Annotated in this window: 17 protein-coding genes and 4 tRNA genes; 8 read left to right on the forward strand and 13 right to left on the reverse strand. The window is 58.7% G+C overall.

The genetic code is table 11. The features are described from left to right. The first annotated feature begins 37 nt into the window (after positions 1-37). From flgM to AB4N73_RS14615, 3 genes are all read left to right on the forward strand, one after another. Positions 38-364, forward strand: coding sequence for a flagellar biosynthesis anti-sigma factor FlgM (gene flgM, locus AB4N73_RS14605; protein WP_016773609.1), 327 nt, complete (start codon positions 38-40; stop codon positions 362-364). A 48-nt stretch (positions 365-412) separates the two neighbouring features. Next, a complete protein-coding gene (locus tag AB4N73_RS14610; RefSeq protein WP_041479278.1) occupies positions 413-880 on the forward strand; it encodes a flagella synthesis protein FlgN in 468 nt (155 codons plus the stop codon). Positions 881-972: 92 nt separating this feature from the next. Continuing rightward, entirely contained in the window at positions 973-1,719 is a 747-nt protein-coding gene (locus AB4N73_RS14615; RefSeq protein ID WP_041479276.1) for a flagellar brake protein, read from the forward strand. A 73-nt stretch (positions 1,720-1,792) separates the two neighbouring features. On the opposite strand, the gene AB4N73_RS14620 is transcribed toward AB4N73_RS14615, so the two are convergent. The 4 genes from AB4N73_RS14620 to AB4N73_RS14635 all read right to left on the reverse strand — a co-directional run bounded on the left by AB4N73_RS14620 (position 1,793) and on the right by AB4N73_RS14635 (position 7,093). Continuing rightward, the gene (locus AB4N73_RS14620; RefSeq protein WP_460142237.1) at positions 1,793-3,181 is read right to left on the reverse strand and encodes an MFS transporter; all 1,389 of its coding nucleotides are present in this window, start codon (positions 3,179-3,181) and stop codon (positions 1,793-1,795) included. 69 nt (positions 3,182-3,250) lie between these two features. Next, positions 3,251-4,492: a glutamine synthetase family protein gene (locus AB4N73_RS14625; RefSeq protein WP_191622427.1), complete on the reverse strand. Its 1,242-nt coding sequence runs from the start codon at positions 4,490-4,492 to the stop codon at positions 3,251-3,253. A 307-nt stretch (positions 4,493-4,799) separates the two neighbouring features. Then, on the reverse strand, positions 4,800-5,492 hold the full coding sequence (locus tag AB4N73_RS14630) for a sensor histidine kinase (protein ID WP_016773604.1): 693 nt from the start codon (positions 5,490-5,492) through the stop codon (positions 4,800-4,802). Beyond that, positions 5,489-7,093, reverse strand: a complete 1,605-nt coding sequence (locus tag AB4N73_RS14635) for a tetratricopeptide repeat-containing response regulator (RefSeq protein WP_016773603.1) — start codon at positions 7,091-7,093, stop codon at positions 5,489-5,491. The genes AB4N73_RS14630 and AB4N73_RS14635 overlap by 4 nt, the downstream gene beginning before the upstream one ends. A gap of 217 nt (positions 7,094-7,310) precedes the next feature. Between AB4N73_RS14635 and AB4N73_RS14640 the strand changes: the two genes are divergently transcribed. After that, a complete protein-coding gene (locus AB4N73_RS14640) occupies positions 7,311-8,663 on the forward strand; it encodes a lysozyme inhibitor LprI family protein (protein WP_460142238.1) in 1,353 nt (450 codons plus the stop codon). A gap of 149 nt (positions 8,664-8,812) precedes the next feature. On the opposite strand, the gene AB4N73_RS14645 is transcribed toward AB4N73_RS14640, so the two are convergent. Beyond that, positions 8,813-8,889, reverse strand: a tRNA-Arg gene (locus AB4N73_RS14645). A gap of 298 nt (positions 8,890-9,187) precedes the next feature. Here AB4N73_RS14645 and AB4N73_RS14650 point away from each other — a divergent pair. Beyond that, entirely contained in the window at positions 9,188-9,421 is a 234-nt protein-coding gene (locus AB4N73_RS14650; protein ID WP_056788077.1) for a hypothetical protein, read from the forward strand. Positions 9,422-9,441: 20 nt separating this feature from the next. After that, entirely contained in the window at positions 9,442-9,621 is a 180-nt protein-coding gene (locus tag AB4N73_RS14655) for a PA3371 family protein (RefSeq protein WP_016773599.1), read from the forward strand. Here the strand turns inward: AB4N73_RS14655 and phnN are convergent. Continuing rightward, a complete protein-coding gene (phnN, locus tag AB4N73_RS14660) occupies positions 9,596-10,165 on the reverse strand; it encodes a phosphonate metabolism protein/1,5-bisphosphokinase (PRPP-forming) PhnN (RefSeq protein ID WP_375122558.1) in 570 nt (189 codons plus the stop codon). The two genes, AB4N73_RS14655 and phnN, sit on opposite strands and share 26 nt — an antisense overlap. A gap of 388 nt (positions 10,166-10,553) precedes the next feature. Between phnN and AB4N73_RS14665 the strand changes: the two genes are divergently transcribed. Then, positions 10,554-10,880, forward strand: coding sequence for an Arc family DNA-binding protein (locus AB4N73_RS14665; protein ID WP_003178899.1), 327 nt, complete (start codon positions 10,554-10,556; stop codon positions 10,878-10,880). Positions 10,881-11,136: 256 nt separating this feature from the next. On the opposite strand, the gene mgtE is transcribed toward AB4N73_RS14665, so the two are convergent. Beyond that, positions 11,137-12,579 carry a magnesium transporter gene (gene mgtE, locus AB4N73_RS14670; protein ID WP_016773597.1) on the reverse strand — a complete coding sequence of 481 codons (1,443 nt, stop codon included), beginning with the start codon at positions 12,577-12,579 and terminating at the stop codon, positions 11,137-11,139. Positions 12,580-12,900: 321 nt separating this feature from the next. Here mgtE and AB4N73_RS14675 point away from each other — a divergent pair, with 321 nt between their 5' ends. Continuing rightward, complete coding sequence (locus tag AB4N73_RS14675) at positions 12,901-13,413, forward strand: hypothetical protein (RefSeq protein ID WP_056788070.1); 513 nt, start codon at positions 12,901-12,903, stop codon at positions 13,411-13,413. Positions 13,414-13,432: 19 nt separating this feature from the next. Here AB4N73_RS14675 and AB4N73_RS14680 read toward each other — a convergent pair. The 6 genes from AB4N73_RS14680 to alaS form a co-directional block, all read right to left on the reverse strand. Continuing rightward, positions 13,433-13,509 (reverse strand) — tRNA-Arg (locus tag AB4N73_RS14680). A 72-nt stretch (positions 13,510-13,581) separates the two neighbouring features. Beyond that, positions 13,582-13,658, reverse strand: a tRNA-Arg gene (locus AB4N73_RS14685). Between the two features lie 107 nt (positions 13,659-13,765). Beyond that, positions 13,766-13,856, reverse strand: a tRNA-Ser gene (locus tag AB4N73_RS14690). Positions 13,857-13,918: 62 nt separating this feature from the next. Continuing rightward, positions 13,919-14,107 (reverse strand): carbon storage regulator CsrA, encoded by a 189-nt coding sequence (csrA, locus tag AB4N73_RS14695; protein ID WP_002554426.1) that lies wholly within the window; start codon positions 14,105-14,107, stop codon positions 13,919-13,921. 187 nt (positions 14,108-14,294) lie between these two features. Next, positions 14,295-15,536 carry an aspartate kinase gene (locus AB4N73_RS14700; RefSeq protein ID WP_016773595.1) on the reverse strand — a complete coding sequence of 414 codons (1,242 nt, stop codon included), beginning with the start codon at positions 15,534-15,536 and terminating at the stop codon, positions 14,295-14,297. A gap of 90 nt (positions 15,537-15,626) precedes the next feature. Further along, positions 15,627-18,242: an alanine--tRNA ligase gene (gene alaS / locus AB4N73_RS14705; RefSeq protein WP_236168361.1), complete on the reverse strand. Its 2,616-nt coding sequence runs from the start codon at positions 18,240-18,242 to the stop codon at positions 15,627-15,629. Between the last annotated feature and the right edge of the window lie 111 nt (positions 18,243-18,353).

Raw genomic sequence — 18,353 nt, forward strand, 5'->3', positions numbered from 1 at the left:
ACATGGCAAGCGTCCAAATTCCCAGAGGTTTTTTATCATGGTTATCGATTTCAACCGATTGAACAGTTCCTCGTCACTAACCGGCAGCACACGTACCAGCAACGCCAAGGAAAGCGCTGAAAACAGCCCCTCCGCGCCGCTGAATACCCAGGCCGAACAGGCCAATGTCGCCAAAAGCGGGGAGTCGGTACACCTCAGCAATGAGGCTCAACAGTTGCAGAAGGTCACTGACAAGCTGCGCGATCAGCCTGCTGTCGACAAAGCCCGTGTGGCCGAGTTGAAAGCCGCGATTGCCGATGGCAGCTATAAAGTCGACAGCAACCGTGTAGCCAGCAAACTGCTCAACTTCGAAGCCCAGCGCTAGGCTTTTGCCGGCGCCAGGCTTTTGGACGCTTAAACCCCAAGGCCAGCCATGCACGACACTAACTTATTGCAACTGATCAACGACGACTTTGCTCCAGCGCAACAATTGCTGGAGTTATTGCAAACCGAATCCCTCGCTTTGCATGGTCGTGACATGCCGTTGCTGGAAGAAATTCTGGCGACCAAGCAAGCGTTGATCATTCTGCTCGAGCAGCATGGCCGCAAGCGCAGCGAAATCCTCGCCAGCCTCAACCTGCCGACCGATCGCACAGGTCTTGAGCAACTGGCCAGCCAGTCGAGCATTGGCGACCAGTTGCTGACCCAGGGCGATGCCCTGACCGCGCTGATCGCCCAGTGCCAGGCTGCCAACGTCAAGAATGGCCAGTCGATCCAGATCCAGCAGGCGACCACGGCCAATCAGCTGAAGATCCTCACCGGCGGTGAGCCGCCAGCGCTGTACGACGCCAGCGGGACCTTTGCCAAACCGGTCAAGCCGCGAACGCTCAGCCAGGCATGAGCCATTCGCTGACCCTGTACTATCCACCTGCGCAACATGCTGGCAAAATACTGGCCAGTCGTAGTCTTATTTTGTCTGGAGATTGAAGAACCGTGTCCAACACCCTAAGCGCGGATGATGCTCCGCAGCCTCCGAAGGTGCTCACCACGCCACTGGAAATCTCCAGCAACCTGCGCCAGCTGCAAGACAGCCACGATCCGCTGATCATCACCTTCCATGAACGCAGCCAGCGCTTTCAGAGTTACCTGATCAAGGTCGACCGCGAAACCGCAACGATCGCGCTGGACGAAATGATCCCACGCGATGGCGAACGCTTCCTCCAGGCTGGCGAGCCGTTCAAGGTCGAAGGCTTTCATGACGGCGTGCGCATCGCCTGGGAATGCAACGGCACGCTGAACATCGAAGAATCCGACGGTGACCGTTTCTACACCGGCGACCTGCCGAGCGAAGTGGTCTACCACCAGCGCCGCAACGCCTTCCGCGCTGCGTTGAAACTCACCGACCTGGTCAGCGTTGAACTGGGCGGCGAAAAGCTCAAGGTTCCTCTGCACGGCAAGCTGCTGGACATCTCCGCCACCGGCTGCAAATTCCGCTTCGAAGGCGACATCACTGATCGCCTGCAACTGGGCCAGGTCTACGATCGCCTGATCGCCCCGCCGCTGTTCGGCAATCAGCCAACATCGGTCGAGCTGCGCTACCTGCACTTCGAAGAAAAACTCAACATCACCTTCGCCGGTCTGCGCTTCCACAACATCAGTGGCCAGGCTGCGCGCAACGTCGAGCGTTTCGTTTACCAGTTGCAGCGTGAAGCACGGCGTTTCGACAAAGACGATCTCTGAGTCGCAGCAACAAATAAAAAGGGCAGTCCTGTGCGGGACTGCCCTTTTTTATGCGCCGGTGTTTACGTACGACTCAAGGCCGGCCACCGCTGATATCCGGCGCAGGCTTGTCGTCATCGCCACTGTCCTGTTCGGTTTCAACGACTGCTTCCGGCTGCGCTTCGGGCTCAGGCTCAGGCTCAGGATTGACCGGCGCCGGGTCCTGCACCATCTGCTCCTGCACCACCTGCTCATCGACACGCGGGTCAAGCGCCGCCACCAGCGGCGAACTCGACATGCTGTCCGGCATTGCCACGTGATGCAGCGGTGCGTCGTCGACCTGATGCAGGTTGGTCACTGCTTTCGGACGAATCCGCCAGACCAGCACCAGCGCGAAGAAACTGAAGAACGCATACAGGCTCTGACTGCCGAGAAACTTCATCAGCACACCCGCGAGCAGCGGCCCGATGCTCGCGCCGACGCCATAGGTCACCAGCAACATCGCGGTCAGCGACACCCGGCGATCGCCTTCGACGTGGTCGTTGGAAAACGCCACCGCCAGCGGATACAGGCAGAACTGCACCAGCGAACAGAAGAAGCCGACGACGAACAACACCTCCAGCGGCACCTGCGGCATGATCGCCAACGGCAACGCCGCCACCGCCAGAAACCCGGCAAAGCAGCGAATCAGCAATGCGCGGTCATAACGGTCGGACAACCAGCCCAACGGCCACTGCACCAGCAGACCGGCAAAAATGCAGCTACCCATGAACAGACCGACCTGCTCGGTCGTCAGCCCTTGTTGCGAGGCGTACAGCGGCGCCAGACCGTAGAACGAACCGATGATCAAACCGGCGCCGAGCACCGTGCTCAGCGATTGCGGCACACGTTTGATAAAGAAGCGCGGCTCCATCGGCGCGGGGTGCAGAGGCGCCGGGTGAATCCGTCGAGTCAGCGTCACGGGCACCAGGCACAGGGCAAAGCACAGCGCCACCAGCATCAGCAGTTCCAGCCCGAGGCCGGGATGCATGACCAGAATCAGCTGGCCCAGCACCAGGCCCAGATAAGAGGCGATCATGTAACCGCTGAACACCAGGCCACGCTGATTGGCATCGGCCTGCTCGTTGAGCCAGCTCTCGATGACCATGTACTGACACATCATGCCCAGACCGACGATCGTCCGCAGCACCAGCCACGCCGGCAGCCAGTCCACCAGACCATGACCGAGCACCGCCGCGCCGACGATCCCCGCACACGCCGAGTAGGCACGGATATGCCCGACCCGGGCGATCAGGCGATGGCCGATCTTGCCGCCCAGCACCAGACCGAAATAGTTGGCCGCCATCAGCGCACCGACCCACAGCCCGTCGACATTGTCGGCGGCCAGACGCAAAGCCAGATAAGTAGAAAGAAGGCCTGAGCCGATCAACATCATCAGCGAGGCGAAATACAGCGCTCGAAAGGATTTCCAGATTTGGCGCATCGGCGTTCCGAGCGGCTCCTTGCAGTAAATACCGGGCGGTCAGAACGACAGCCCGGCAGCAGCGATACGTCAGGCCTGGGCGGCCAGCACACGGCGCTCCCAGGGAGTGATTTCATCAAAGAAGCTGGTCAACTCCATGGTCTTCGAAGCGATGTAGCCTTCGATGAACTCCGACCCGAACAGTTCCCTCGCCAACTGGCTACGTTTCAGACGCTCAAGCGCGGCGTGCAAGGTACACGGCAAGGCCAGATTATCCGGCACGGCGAACTCCCCCTGGATTGCCGCGCTCGGCTCCAGCTCCTGTTCGATGCCGTGCAAACCCGCGGCCAGACTGGCGGCGATCGCCAGATACGGATTGGCGTCGGCGCCCGGCAAGCGGTTTTCGACCCGACGTGCGGCCGGCGAGCTGGCGGGAATACGCAAGCCGGCGGCGCGATTGTCATGGGACCAACAGGCATTGTTCGGCGACGCGTACGGATGACACAGGCGCTGATAGGAATTCACGTTGGGCGCAAACAGTGCGGTGAAATCGGCGAGGCCTGCCTGTTGCCCGCCGATGAAGTGGCGGAACATCGACGTCGGCTCGCCGTTCGAGTCAGTGAAGACATTCTTGCCGCTGCCGATCTCAACGATGCTCTGGTGAATATGCATCGAACTGCCCGGCGTGTGCGCCAGCGGTTTGGCCATGCACACCACGCTCAGGCCATGCTTGAGCGCGACCTCCTTGAGCAGATGCTTGAACAGGAACGTCTGATCGGCCAGCAGCAGCGGATCGCCGTGCAGCAGATTGATCTCGAACTGGCTGACGCCCATTTCATGCATGAAGGTGTCGCGCGGCAGGCCGAGGGCCGCCATGCATTTATACACTTCGCTGAAGAACGGCCGCAGGCCGTTGTTGGAACTGACGCTGAAGGCCGACTGGCCATCCTCGCGGCGGCCGTCGAGGCCCACCGGCGGACGGAACGGCTGAGTCGGATCGGTATTGGGTGCGAAGACAAAAAATTCCAGTTCGGTCGCCACCACCGGCGCCAGACCGTGCGCGGCGTAACGGGCGATGACCGCTTTGAGCTGGCCACGGGTCGAGAGACTGGAGCTCTCCCCGCTCAGTTCGTCGGCGTCGCAAATCGCCATGGCGCGCGGCTCGTCGCTCCAGGGCAAACGATGAATCTGCGCAGGATCGGCGACCAGCGCCAGATCGCCGTCATCGCTGCCGTAGAACCGCGCCGGCGGATAGCCGCCCATGATGCATTGCAGCAGCACACCCCGCGCCAACTGCAAACGCCGCCCTTCGAGGAAACCCTCGGCGGTCATCACCTTGCCCCGTGGCACACCGTTCAGATCCGGGGTGACACATTCAATCTCATCAATGCCGGTCAATCGCTGCGCGAGTGAACCCTGGCCATCGGTTGTCATGACGCAATCCTTGTTGTTGTGCGAGCCGCGAACGGCGACCCGGACAAAATAGGCTGCGGCTGTTCGGAATATCAAGCAGCGCCCACAAAAATCCCGATCTTGTGCAGGAGCCGTAGGAGCTGACGAGTGCAACGAGGCTGCGATCTTTTGATCTTGCTTTTTAAAATCAAAAGATCGCAGCCTTCGGCAGCTCCAACACCAGACCTCAGGGCAAGTAGAGGCTGAACACTCCTCCGCCCAACGGCCCGCCATTGCTGATTTCGGTGCGCCCTTCCACGCCGTTGCGCTGATGCAGCGCGGCGATGCGATTGGCGAAATACAGACCGAGGCCAGTGCTGCCGCTGCTGTGATTGATGCCCTGCACATAATCGGCCTGACGCTCGAGCATCTCTGCTGGATAGCCGTCGCCGTCGTCGTTGATGCTCAACACCAGTTGCCCGGCTTCGTCGCTGACAGTAATCAGCAACGACTCGCGGGCGTAGCGAATCGCATTGTTGATGCAGTTGCCGAGCACCGAGGCGATCAGCTCGCGATCAAAGAAACCCAGCGGGCTCAACGGGTCGACTTCATAAGTGGCGATGATGCCGCGACTGGCAAACACTTCCTGATGCGCGGCCAGTTGCGCCTCGATGAAATCGTCGAGTTCGTGATAGGCCGGCTGTAGCGGCAACTGGTTGACGCCGAGTTTGTACAGCCCCAGCAACTGCACGAGCATGCCGTTGAGGTGGGCGAACTCGAAGTCGATCACGCCCTGCTCCGAGCCGTCGCGCAGCTCTTTGGGCAGACGCGCGAGCCATTGGCTGTGCGCCTGCATCAGCATGGCCAGGGAGTTCTTCATGTCGTGGACGGTGGAGGCAATCACCGTGGAAAAATCCAGCGCCGGATCAATTGGGTTCATTCGCCAAACGCCTTGCTTTTCAGCTTCTGATAACGCGCAAACCGCGCGTCGGTGTCGGGCATCAGGCCCACCAGTTTCAGGCAGGCCCGACATTCTTCCAGCTCCGCCGACGGCACACTGGTGTCGGTGCCGTGCAGCAGCGACTGGGCCAGGTTCAGCGCAATACTGATGTTTTTCGGTTGCAGCTTGAGCGCCTTGCGGAACACTTCGCGGGCCTCGACCAGATTGCCGGTCTTGTACACCCGCACGCCCTGACGGTTGAGATCGGCCGCAGCGTTGCTCGAACTGAGAATCGTCGGATCGTCGGTGAGCTTGGCAATGTCTTTCATCACCGCCGGGTCATCACCGTAGATCTCCGCGCAGCTCTTGAGCATCGAAGTGCCCGCCTCGGCCTGACCGAGCATCTGCAACTGCTTGGCCACCAGCAACGCCGCCTCGGGACTCATGAATTGCTCCATGCCATCGAGGCGCATCAGCGCCTGTTCGGTGAGCTTGTCGGCGGTTTCGGCGTCGTTGAGCAACAGGCTGGTGGCTTTCATCAAACGCGCGCGAATCTGCAGACCGGGGTCGCTCGGGTTTTCTTTGGCCACAGCGCTGAGGGTGGTGTTGATCTCCAGTCGCGTACGCGTGTCGAGCCCGCGATCGCTACCCTTGCTGATCAGCGCGTGCGCCAGGCCGAGATTGCTTTCCGGGTCCTTGAAACGCGACTGCGCGCCCTGCGCCACGGCCTGACGATAAGCGCGCGAGGCGGTTTCGAAATCTTCGTTGGCCATCGCCAGTTTGCCGAGCAAAGCTTGACGGCGCACCGCCAATGGCGACAGTCGAATCGCTTCTTCGAGCACCCGCTGCGCGCCTTTGCTGTCGCCTTCGGCCACCAGCACATCAGCCATGCCGTCATACAGCGCCGGCATCATCGGGAACACTTTCAAGGCCTTTTCATAGACCTCTTTGGCCTGCGAGACCTGCCCGCGTTTGAACAGCAACTTGCCCAATCCAGCGAAGGCCCACGGCAACGGCCGGTCGGCAATGATGCCGTCGTAAAGCCGCTCCAGCGCTTCGTTCTGGTTCATGTCACGCAGGGCGTCGGCGCGGTAGCGCAGGCACAGCGGCGAATAGCGGATGTCCTGCTTGCACAAGGCAATACAGGCATTGAGCACCTCGACCGGCTTACCGCGATCAAGGGCCTGCAGAATCGGTTTGAGCAACGTCTTGCGTTGCTCCAGACGCTCAAGGCGCTGGGCCAGCCCGGAACGGTTGAACGGCTTGGTCAGGTACGCATCCGGCTCGTGCTCCAGCGCGCTGAGCACCATCGCCTGACTGGTCTCGGCGGTGACCATGACGAAAACGGCTTCGTGACTGATGAGCTTTTCCGACATCAGGTCTTCGAGTACCTGCTGGCCGTTCTTCTTGCCGTCGCCGAGGTGGAAGTCCTGAAGAATGAAATCGTAGGACTTCTGCGAGCACATCTTCAGCGCCTGCTCGCCAGTGTCGGCAGTATCGACATCCTTGACGCCGAGCTCACGCAACATCGAACGCACGGAACTGCGGAAATCGGAAAAATCATCGACGATCAGAAAGCTTTTTTGGTGATACGACGACATCGAAGATTTCCAGGCAATTGAAGAAAACGAACCGAGGCGATTTCAGGCGCGCAGATGATAGCTGGAGGCCATGCGCCATCAAGCGATTTCGCACGAGCCTGAACTCACCGTTCGGGTTATCGGCCAAAAGTGCCGGGGCCTGAGGGTGGAGCTTCAAGAATGTTGCCTGGAGTATTACTCTGCGCGCCTGCTCAAGGATTTGCATAAGGACTGAATCGTGTACATCAAGGGACGCTACATCCTGTCAGCGTGTTTGCTTGTCTTTGTCCAGCAAGCGACAGCGGCAGCGATGGATTGCAAAAAAGCGGCGAACGACGTGGAAAACACGATTTGCGCGAATAAATCGCTGTATGAGCTAGACGCGCAGATGGGCACGCTGTATCGCCAACTGATGACAACTGCCACAGCGACGCAACCTGAGCTCAAGCGCACCCAGCGCGCCTGGCTGAAAACCCGCAATGCCTGCGCAGTCGATGTCGCTTGCCTGGATGGCAGCTACCGCCAGCGCCTGCAAGCATTGCAGGCACAGTGGACGCAAGCCGCAATGTGGCAGCCGGACGCCGTGGATCTTCAGGCGATGAACGATCTGCAGGAAAGCATTCGTGCCGAGAGCAAAAACCACCCGGAATTAGCCCTGGAACATGCCTTGGCCGCACGGGCTTTCGAGTCTTCGCAGACATCGTTCGCGGGCGATCCAGTCGACAGCTACGGCGAGCAAACCAACTTCCCCAAGTCGCGTCCCAAAGGCGTGAGCGAGGACGAATGGAAAGCATTGAACGCCTCAAGCATCGACGGCGCCGCCGAGACCGGACGGTCTTCCTACGCACTGCTGGATCTGGACAATGATGGCCAGCGCGACCTTATCGTCGACACATACGCAGGCGGCACCGGCTTGTTCACCTACGTGGAAACCTGGCGCCGCACGGGCGAGCGGTTCGTCAAAAGATCGGTCGAGCCGGAAAGCTCGCTGTTCTACACCAACGACCGTGGCGCCAATCAGGCAATCAGCTGGATCAAGCTTCACGACAGAATCTATGCCGCCTACCGAAACGGCGCCTACGGTGTCGACAACCTGTATCTGCTCAATCCGCTGAAGGTCAACCGTCAGGTGCCGACGGTGTCCGTGCGTTACAGTTACGCCCTGCAGGTGCCCACGACTCAACATAAAGAGGATGGCACCAGCACCTACGAGCTTGACGCGGAACTGCACGGGGCACTCGAACACGCCATCACCCAGGCAATGAAAGTCGCATCGGAATCAACCGCTAACGCGCCCCTTTGCCCTATTCCTCCCACGGGTGCCGGAGACGACGATTACTACAGCTACGGTCCAGGGCACTACACCATCGAAAAGATCGCTGATTTGCCGGTAATGATCGGCGGCGAATGCTACATCGGAGCGCTGATTGACTGGTTCGGCAGTTACAGCGAAAAGACGGGGTTATTCGCTCAACTGGCCGTGCGCAAGCCGGGCGTCGAGGCGAGCGGGACTACTTACGAAGTCCACGGCCGTCGGCATGTCACCGACGTCAGCAGCACTCTCGGCAAAGTCGAACTGAACGGCGACTGATCGTCAGTCAGCACCGGCGCAAATGCCCCGATGCAACGGCAGAGGTGGGACCCCGGAGTTTGTAACAGTGCAAAACGCCTGTTCGTCGACCAAACCAAAAAGCCCCGTCGCAATGGATAAATGCGACGGGGCTTTTCGTTTTCAAGAAGTGGTGTCCCAGGCGGGGTTCGAACCTGCAACCTTCCCCTTAGGAGGGGGATGCTCTATCCAATTGAGCTACTGAGACACTGATTGAAGCGCGCTGTACGCGGGGCGATAGACGGCGTGCATGTTAACGGCCGGCCCCTGTTTTGTCATGTCGTCCGTAGGGCTTTTTAAGTGTAGGCAGGCGCCGTGCAAGATTGTGGGAACTTTTACCGGGCAATTTGCACTACGCGAAAAAGCGGTCATTGCAGTTTGCAATCAGTGCCGCCCGAAAAACCTTACCAAACCCTTGTTTTTAAAGGACTTATCAGCCGTTACACTGTTGGCACGGCGACTGCTATGGCTGTTCTATCAAAAAGAACAATTTGGAGCGTCGTGCCATGAACAGCACCCTCTTGCTTGCAAACGCAGCGGCATTGGCCTTCTTGCTCGGATCGCATTTTTTTCCCAAGGCGGACATCGAGCAGCCAGTGGCGCAGCGCATGCCGCATTACTTGCAGGTGCAGAAAGCGCCGCAGTGGGCGGTGCTGAGTGATCGCAGCGATGCCTCTACGCAAATGGTCAGCGAGCCTGAGCTAGCCTCGGCGCCGACCACCGAACGTCTGGTTTTTTGAAATATCTTCAGGAGTACAACATGTCCAAATCAGCGACGGGATTTCTGATCCTCGCTTTACTGAGTGGCGTTACCCATCTGGCGCTGTTCGAGGAGACGGAAGTCACCTTGCCTCTGGTTGGCTGTGGCGTGTTTGCGGTGCTGTTTGTGCTGGCGCTGATTGCAGGGCGCAAGATCAAGTTTGATCCGGTTCTGCGTTGAGCTGGATCAGCTCAAGTAATGCAGAGACAGCTTCAGCAAGATCAACAGAATTTTCGATCTGATGAACGGGGCTGTCGCTGGATCTGCGGTCTTTGAACAGTGCGTTGCGCGCGAGTCTTGCGTCGATTTGCTCAGGGGTTTCCCGGCCACGCTTGAGCAGGCGCTTACGCAGGACCTCATCGTTGACTGTCAGCAGAACCGGCACCAGCGTTGGATATTTCTCCATTGCTTGACGCAGGTTCGCTCTCGACCCGTTAACCAATACGTGCCGGCCCGCTTGCAACCATTCATCCATTTCCCTTGGAATGCCGTAAGAGAGGCCGTTGGCTTGCCAGGCTAAGGAAAAAGCGCCAGCGTGCTGTCGCCGGTCGAACTCTTCAGGCGTCACGCCGATTGCATCTTCGCCGACTGACTCCGCCGATCGGGTAATCACCCGGCGCATCACTTCACAGTTCAACTCACGCAGTGGCTCACGCGCTGCTTCGATCAGGCTGTCCTTGCCCGAACCGGACGGCCCCATCAGGTAAAAAAGCTTGCCATCCATCCCGAAAACGCCCTCCGACGGGTCCTGCCTCTAGTAAATCGGCAAATTGCCACTATCCTGTACACATAGGGATCAAGAATAGCGAGCCGCATAGCATGCACGTTCTAAGGTCTTCGGACATCAACAGATGTGCATGCGAAAGCGGGCAGCGATACGGAAGGATGGAAAGTTTTCCAACCAGTCCGCATTTCTGACAACTGGTGCTGGCATTACGCCTTTACCCGGCTCAATATTTGTCACAGAATTGACGCCAATGATCTGGCAATTTTGAGGCATGATGCCGGCCTCTTAACAATTCAGGTTGAACCAATTGGTCCGGATGCTTGTCCTACCACACATCCTGCGGCCAATCCCGAGAACCGCTCCCCTGAACTAACCGGTTAAATATATGCGCCCATTGAAACAGGCAATTTATTCCAGCCGTACGGCTGACAAGTTTGTCGTACGTCTGCCAGACGGAATGCGTGAACGCATTGCCGAGGTGGCTCGCAATCATCATCGCAGCATGAACTCCGAAATCATTGCGCGCCTTGAGCAGAGTCTTATTCAGGAAGGCGCACTGGGCGAAGAGCTGAGCATGCGCCTGGACAGCCCGGAGCTGTCGCTGCACGAGCGCGAGCTGTTGCAGCGCTTCCGTCAGCTGTCGCACCGTCAGCAGAACGCCCTGGTGTCGCTGATCGCCCACGACGCTGAAATGGCCGCAGACGCGTCCTGAGTTATACCGAACATATTGAAGCCAGCATGATTGCTGGCTTTTTTTTGCCCGCGATATGACAGATGGCCGCTTGGCAATGGAGTGTGGCGAGGGGATTTATCCCCACTGGCCTTCATGGCAGCCCCAAAAACAATGGGACTGCTGCGCAGTCCAGCGGGGATAAATCCCCTCGCCACCGTTACTTGTACTTGCGCCCGTATTTGTTTGGCAGGCACAAAAAAGCCCGTCGATTTGACGGGCTTTTCATTGCACAAGGTCAGAGCAGGAAGATTGTCGCCAACCCGAGGAAGATGAAGAAGCCACCGCTGTCGGTCATTGCGGTGATCATCACACTGGCACCCATCGCCGGATCGCGGCCCATCTTCGCCAGCGTCATCGGAATCAACACCCCCATCAACGCCGCCAGCAACAGGTTGAGTGTCATCGCCGCCGTCATTACCACGCCGAGTGACCAACTGCCGTAGAGCATGTACGCGACCACACCGATCACCCCGCCCCAGACCAGACCATTGATCAAACCGACCGCCAGCTCTTTGCGCATCAAGCGCGAAGTGTTGCCGGTGCTGACCTGATCCAGCGCCATGGCGCGCACGATCATGGTGATGGTCTGGTTACCGGAGTTGCCACCGATACCCGCCACGATCGGCATGAGCGCCGCCAGTGCCACCAATTTCTCGATCGAACCTTCGAACAGACCGATCACCCGCGATGCCACAAATGCAGTGATCAGGTTCACCGCCAGCCACGCCCAACGGTTACGCAGGGATTTCCACACGGAGGCGAAGATATCTTCCTCTTCGCGCAGACCGGCCATGTTGAGGACTTCGCTTTCGCTTTCCTCACGGATCAGGTCGACCATTTCATCGATGGTCAGACGCCCGATCAGCTTGCCGTTCTTGTCGACCACCGGCGCGGAGATCAAGTCGTAACGCTCGAACGCCTGAGCAGCGTCGTAGGCATCTTCGTCCGGATGGAAGCTCACCGGATCGCTGGCCATCACTTCCGCGACCTGCTTCTCCGGATCGTTGACCAGCAGACGCTTGATCGGCAGCACGCCCTTGAGCACGCCGTCGTAATCAACCACGAACAGTTTATCGGTATGACCGGGAAGCTCTTTGAGGCGACGCAGATAGCGCAGAACCACTTCAAGGCTGACGTCCTCACGGATCGTCACCATCTCGAAGTCCATCAGCGCACCGACCTGATCCTCGTCATAGGACAGCGCCGAGCGCACGCGTTCGCGCTGCTGGTTATCCAGACTCTCCATCAGCTCATGGACAACGTCTCGCGGCAGCTCGGAGGCGAGGTCAGCGAGTTCGTCGGCGTCCATGTCCTTGGCGGCAGCCAGGAGCTCGTGATCGTCCATGTCGGCGATCAGCGTTTCACGGACGGAATCGGAAACTTCAAGAAGAATGTCGCCGTCGCGGTCGGCCTTGACCAGTTGCCAGAGCGTCAGACGATCGTCCAGCGGCAAGGCTTCGAGAATGTAGGCGACGTCGGCGGAGTGCAGATCATCGAGCTTGCGTTGCAGCTCGACGAGGTTTTGCCGGTGAACCAGGTTTTCCACGCGGTCGTGGTGCGGACCTTCCTGGCGATGAGTCAGGTCTTCAACGACACGCTGGCGCTGCAGCAACTCGACGACCTGAGCCAGGCGGTCCTGCAGGCTTTCCTGTGTTTTCTTTACTTCGATTTCGGACATAGGCGAACTCCACTCCCAGCAGCGGGGCACGCCGGAAGGATCAATCAGTCAATTCATGATTGGTGAAACGGTTTACTGAACAACTACTGGGTAAGTCCATGGAGGTTTTCCATAAGCCCCGGCGGGGCTGACGGGCGCAATGATACACGCCTGACGGTTTAAAACGTTGAAAAAATCACGGCTGAAACAAGCGCTTGCGAAACAAACCTGAGCGCCTGCCTGACCCGTGCAAATGCGACGACTCATCTTGAAAAGAAAACACACCGGCAATGCAAAAAGCAGCGACTACCCTTGAGCTTAGATCGTCATGGAGGACATCGAATGCCAGCAAAACCAGCGCTTCTTCTACTGACCGCCCTGCTCCACTTCACGCCTGCCAACGCCACCACACTTCATCGTTGCCAGGCTGCTGACGGCAGCGTCACGTTTACGTCGATGAGCTGCGCAACTGGCGAGCAACTCTCAATTCAGGAGGTCCACCCGTATTCACCCGGCTGGGTCGCAATCATGCCGGAGTTCAATCACGAAGCTGTGACCGGCATGAAAGACAGCGGACGCGAACCGGGCATCGTCGGCGGCACTGAACATAAATGTGGAAACCTGATCGACAACAGACAGCGGCGCGAAGCGATCATCAATCGGCGAGTGATTGCCGGCATGAGTCAGCGGGACGTCGAAAGCGCACTGGGCAAGCCCGACAAGATCAACACCCGCACATCGACCACGAGCTATCGTTACGACCTCAAGCGAGGCCGCAGTGCTCAAATTGATTTTGATGAAAGAGGCTGTGTGAAGGGAAAAGCCAAATCCCGGACAGCAAAAAGCCCGCGTTAAACGCGGGCTTCTTGGTATATGGTGCACTCGACAGGATTCGAACCTGTGACCGCTCGGTTCGTAGCCGAGTACTCTATCCAGCTGAGCTACGAGTGCATTTTGTGTTTTTAAACCAGACCACAACTGGCTGAAGCCGAGTTACTCACCTTACAGCAAATAACTCTTAAATGGTGCACTCGACAGGATTCGAACCTGTGACCGCTCGGTTCGTAGCCGAGTACTCTATCCAGCTGAGCTACGAGTGCATTTGTTGTCGCGCATTATAGGCCGTCTAATCTCTATGTCAAACACTTTTTCTAGTAATTTCAACAACTTACAGAAGAAGCCAGATTACGACGTACTAAGCAAATAATGGCGGAGAACGGGGGATTCGAACCCCCGACACCCTTTTGAGGTGTACTCCCTTAGCAGGGGAGCGCCTTCGGCCACTCGGCCAGCTCTCCGCAACACGGGGCGTATATTAACCAGCTTCTTCCCCGTTTGCAAACATAAAAATCGATAAAAATTAATGGCTTGGTTCTTCGTCCTTCTCTTTCTTTATACGCAGGTAAATTTCCTCACGGTGCACCGCAACCTCTTTCGGAGCGTTGACGCCGATACGCACTTGGTTTCCTTTGACGCCGAGCACGGTCACGGTGATTTCGCCGTCACCGATAATCAGGCTTTCCGCGCACCGACGAGTCAGAATCAGCATACCTTTCTCCTTACGCCATTCATTTCAGGGACAACAGTCTGCAAAAAAAAGGCACCCGACCTACAACCGCAGCGATCGTAGCCCTACATGCCTGAGTATTGACTAGCGCGAGCAAAAGAACAGTTCCGGGGCTCGCGCCATTCAAAAATAAAGGGCGCGGTCAGACCGCGCCCTTCACAGAAGCGGATTACTCGCCCTGACGGGCCGGAGCATCCAGTTCGAAAGCCGTGTGCAGCGCGCGCACGGCCAGTTCCAGGTACTTCTCTTCGATCACCACAGAAACCTTGATTTCCGAAGTCGAGATCATCTGGATATTGATGCTTTCTTTCGCCAGGGATTCGAACATGCGGCTGGCCACGCCTGCGTGGGAACGCATGCCAACGCCGACGATCGAGACCTTGGCGATCTTGGTGTCGCCAACTACTTCACGGGCACCGATTTCGCGAGCGGTGTTTTCCAGCACGGTCTGTGCAGCCTGGTAGTCGTTGCGGTGCACGGTGAAGGTGAAGTCGGTGGTGTTATCGTGCGCGACGTTCTGCACGATCATGTCGACTTCGATGTTCGCGGCACTGATCGGGCCGAGAATCTTGAACGCCACGCCCGGGGTGTCTGGCACGCCACGGATGGTCAGCTTGGCTTCATCGCGGTTGAAAGCGATGCCGGAAATGATCGGCTGTTCCATGGTTTCCTCTTCATCAATAGTAATGAGGGTGCCCGGACCCTCCTTGAAGCTGTGCAATACGCGCAGCGGAACGTTGTACTTGCCGGCGAATTCCACCGCACGGATCTGCAGGACCTTGGAACCGAGGCTGGCCATTTCCAGCATCTCTTCGAAGGTGATCTTGTCCAGACGCTGAGCGACCGGCACCACACGCGGGTCGGTGGTGTAGACACCGTCGACGTCGGTGTAGATCTGGCATTCATCCGCTTTCAAGGCCGCAGCCAGTGCCACGCCGGTGGTATCGGAACCGCCGCGACCGAGGGTGGTGATGTTGCCGTGCTCGTCGACACCCTGGAAACCGGCGACAACCACCACGCGACCAGCCTTCAGATCACCGCGAATCTTCTGGTCATCAATCTGCAAGATACGCGCTTTATTGTGCGCACTGTCAGTCAGGATCCGCACCTGATTACCGGTGTACGACACCGCCGGCACACCGCGCTTGATCAGCGCCATGGCCAACAGGGCAATCGTCACCTGCTCACCGGTGGAGACGATCACGTCCAGCTCGCGCGGAACCGGTTGTGCCTCGCCACTGATTTGCTTGGCCAGATCGATCAGACGGTTGGTTTCGCCGCTCATTGCAGACAGCACAACCACCAGGTCATCGCCGGCATCGCGGAATTTCTTAACCTTGTCGGCGACCTGCTCGATTCTCTCGACAGTGCCGACCGAGGTGCCTCCAAATTTCTGTACGATCAAAGCCATTTCAAAGCCGCCTCTGCCCATGAAGGGCGCCCAATAATCTTTCGAACAGTCGCCAGGCCCGCCACTAGACTGCGGGCCTGGCGAGCCGTCTTATAAAGCCTGCTCGACGAATGGAACGGTCAGCGCCAGTGCGCCATCCAGCGCAGCGGCATCGACACCACCGCCCTGCGCCATGTCCGGACGACCACCGCCCTTCCCGCCCACTGCCGCAGCAGCCTGTTTCATCAAATCACCGGCTTTGAGTTGGCCAGTCAGGTCCTTGGTTACGCCTGCAACCAGTACGACCTTTTCCTCATGGACACCGCCGAGCAGGATCACTGCGCGGCCGAGTTTGTTTTTCAGCTGATCGACCAGCGCCAGCAGCGCCTTGCCATCCTGACCGTCCAGACGGGCAGCCAGCACCTTCACATCCTTGACGTCCACCGCCGAGGCCGACAGATCGTCGCCCGCCGCGCTGGCTGCCTTGGCCTGCAACTGCTCGAGTTGTTTCTCCAGCAGACGGTTGCGCTCCAGTACCGCCGAGAGCTTGTCGATCAGGTTGTCGCGGCTGCCCTTGACCAGGCTGGCCGCTTCCTTGAGTTGTTCTTCTGCCGCGTTCAAGTAGGCCAGCGCCGCAGCACCGGTGACTGCCTCGATACGACGCACGCCCGATGCCACACCGCCTTCGCTGATGATTTTCAGCAGGCCGATGTCGCCGGTACGGTTGGCGTGGATACCGCCGCACAGCTCGACCGAGAAGTCGCCCATGCTCAGCACGCGCACGCTGTCGCCGTACTTCTCGCCGAACAGCGCCATGGCGCCTTTGTTCTTCGCGGTTTCGATGTCGGTTTCTTCGGTTTCAACGGCGGAGTTCTTGCGAATCTCGGCGTTGACGATGTCTTCCAGCTGCTTGATCTGCTCTGGTTTGATTGCTTCAAAGTGGCTGAAGTCGAAACGCAGACGCTGACTGTCGACCAGCGAACCTTTCTGCTGTACGTGCTCACCGAGCACCTGACGCAGCGCGGCGTGGAGCAAGTGGGTGGCCGAGTGGTTCAGCGCGGTGGCGTGACGCACTTCGGCGTCGACGTGGGTTTCCACCGGCGCGCCGATGGTCAGGCTGCCCGAGGCCAGCACACCGTGGTGCAGGAATGCGCCGCCGGTCTTGGTGGTATCGCGCACGTCAAACCGGCTGTCGCCGGCCTGAATGAAACCGCAGTCGCCGATCTGGCCACCGGATTCGGCGTAGAACGGCGTCTGGTTGAGCACGATCACGCCTTCCTGACCTTCGCTCAGCACGTCGACCGACTGACCATCCTTATAGATGGCAACGATTTTCGCCGAGCCGCGGGTGGCGGCATAGCCGGTGAACTCAGTGGCCACGTCGACCTTGACCAGGGTGTTGTAGTCCAGACCGAACGAGCTGGCCGAACGCGCGCGAACACGCTGCGCTTCCATCTCGCGCTCGAAGCCGGCTTCGTCAACGGTCAAGCCGCGTTCGCGGGCGATGTCGGCGGTCAGGTCCATCGGGAAGCCGTAGGTGTCGTAGAGTTTGAACACCACGTCGCCCGGCACCACGGTGCCTTTGAGTTCGGCCAGATCCTGCTCGAGGATTTTCAGGCCGTGCTCCAGTGTCTTGGAGAACTGCTCTTCTTCAGCCTTGAGGACGCGCTCGATGTTGCTTTGCTGCTTCTTCAGTTCCGGGAAGGCTTCGCCCATTTCGGCGACCAGCGCCGCGACGATCTTGTAGAAAAAGCTGCCGGTGGCGCCGAGCTTGTTGCCGTGACGGCAGGCGCGACGGATGATCCGGCGCAGCACGTAACCGCGACCTTCGTTGGACGGCAGCACGCCGTCGGCGATCAGGAAACCGCAGGAACGGATGTGGTCGGAAACGACTTTGAGCGACGACTGATCGCCGTTTTCGCAGCCGATCGCTTCAGCCGAAGCCTTGAGCAGGTTCTTGAACAGGTCGATGTCGTAGTTGGAGTTGACGTGCTGCATCACCGCACTGATCCGCTCCAGGCCCATGCCGGTGTCCACCGACGGCGCTGGCAACGGATGCAACACGCCATCGGCGGTGCGGTTGAACTGCATGAATACGTTGTTCCAGATTTCGATGTAACGGTCGCCATCTTCTTCCGGCGAGCCCGGCGGGCCGCCCCAGATGTGCTCGCCGTGATCGTAGAAAATCTCGGTGCACGGGCCGCACGGGCCGGTATCGCCCATGGTCCAGAAGTTGTCGGAAGCGTACGGCGCGCCTTTGTTGTCGCCGATGCGGATCATGCGCTCGGCCGGCACACCGATTTTCTGTGTCCAGATGTCATACGCTTCGTCGTCGGTGGCGTAGACAGTGACCCAGAGCTTTTCCTTCGGCAGCTTCAGCACGCCAGTGAGGAAGGTCCAGGCGAAGGTGATCGCGTCGTGCTTGAAGTAGTCGCCGAAGCTGAAGTTGCCGAGCATTTCGAAGAACGTGTGGTGACGCGCGGTATAACCGACGTTTTCCAGGTCACTGTTCTTGCCGCCGGCGCGCACGCATTTCTGGCTGCTGGTGGCACGGGTGTACGCACGTTTTTCCTGGCCCAGGAAGCAGTCCTTGAACTGGTTCATCCCCGCGTTGGTGAACAGCAGGGTTGGGTCGTTGCCCGGAATCAAAGAGCTGGAGGCTACACGGGTGTGGCCTTGCTCTTCGAAGAAGCGAAGGAAGGCTTCACGGATTTCTGCGCTTTTCATTAGGTTCTTCCACGGAGGCTGCGGCCAAAGGCCTGTTCGAAACGTCATGAGACGAAGCGACGGCAAAGGGCCGCATTATATCGGCCCTGCGCGCGGGGTACAGCGTGTTTA

It is taken from the genome of Pseudomonas sp. S3_B08 (genome assembly GCF_054667725.1).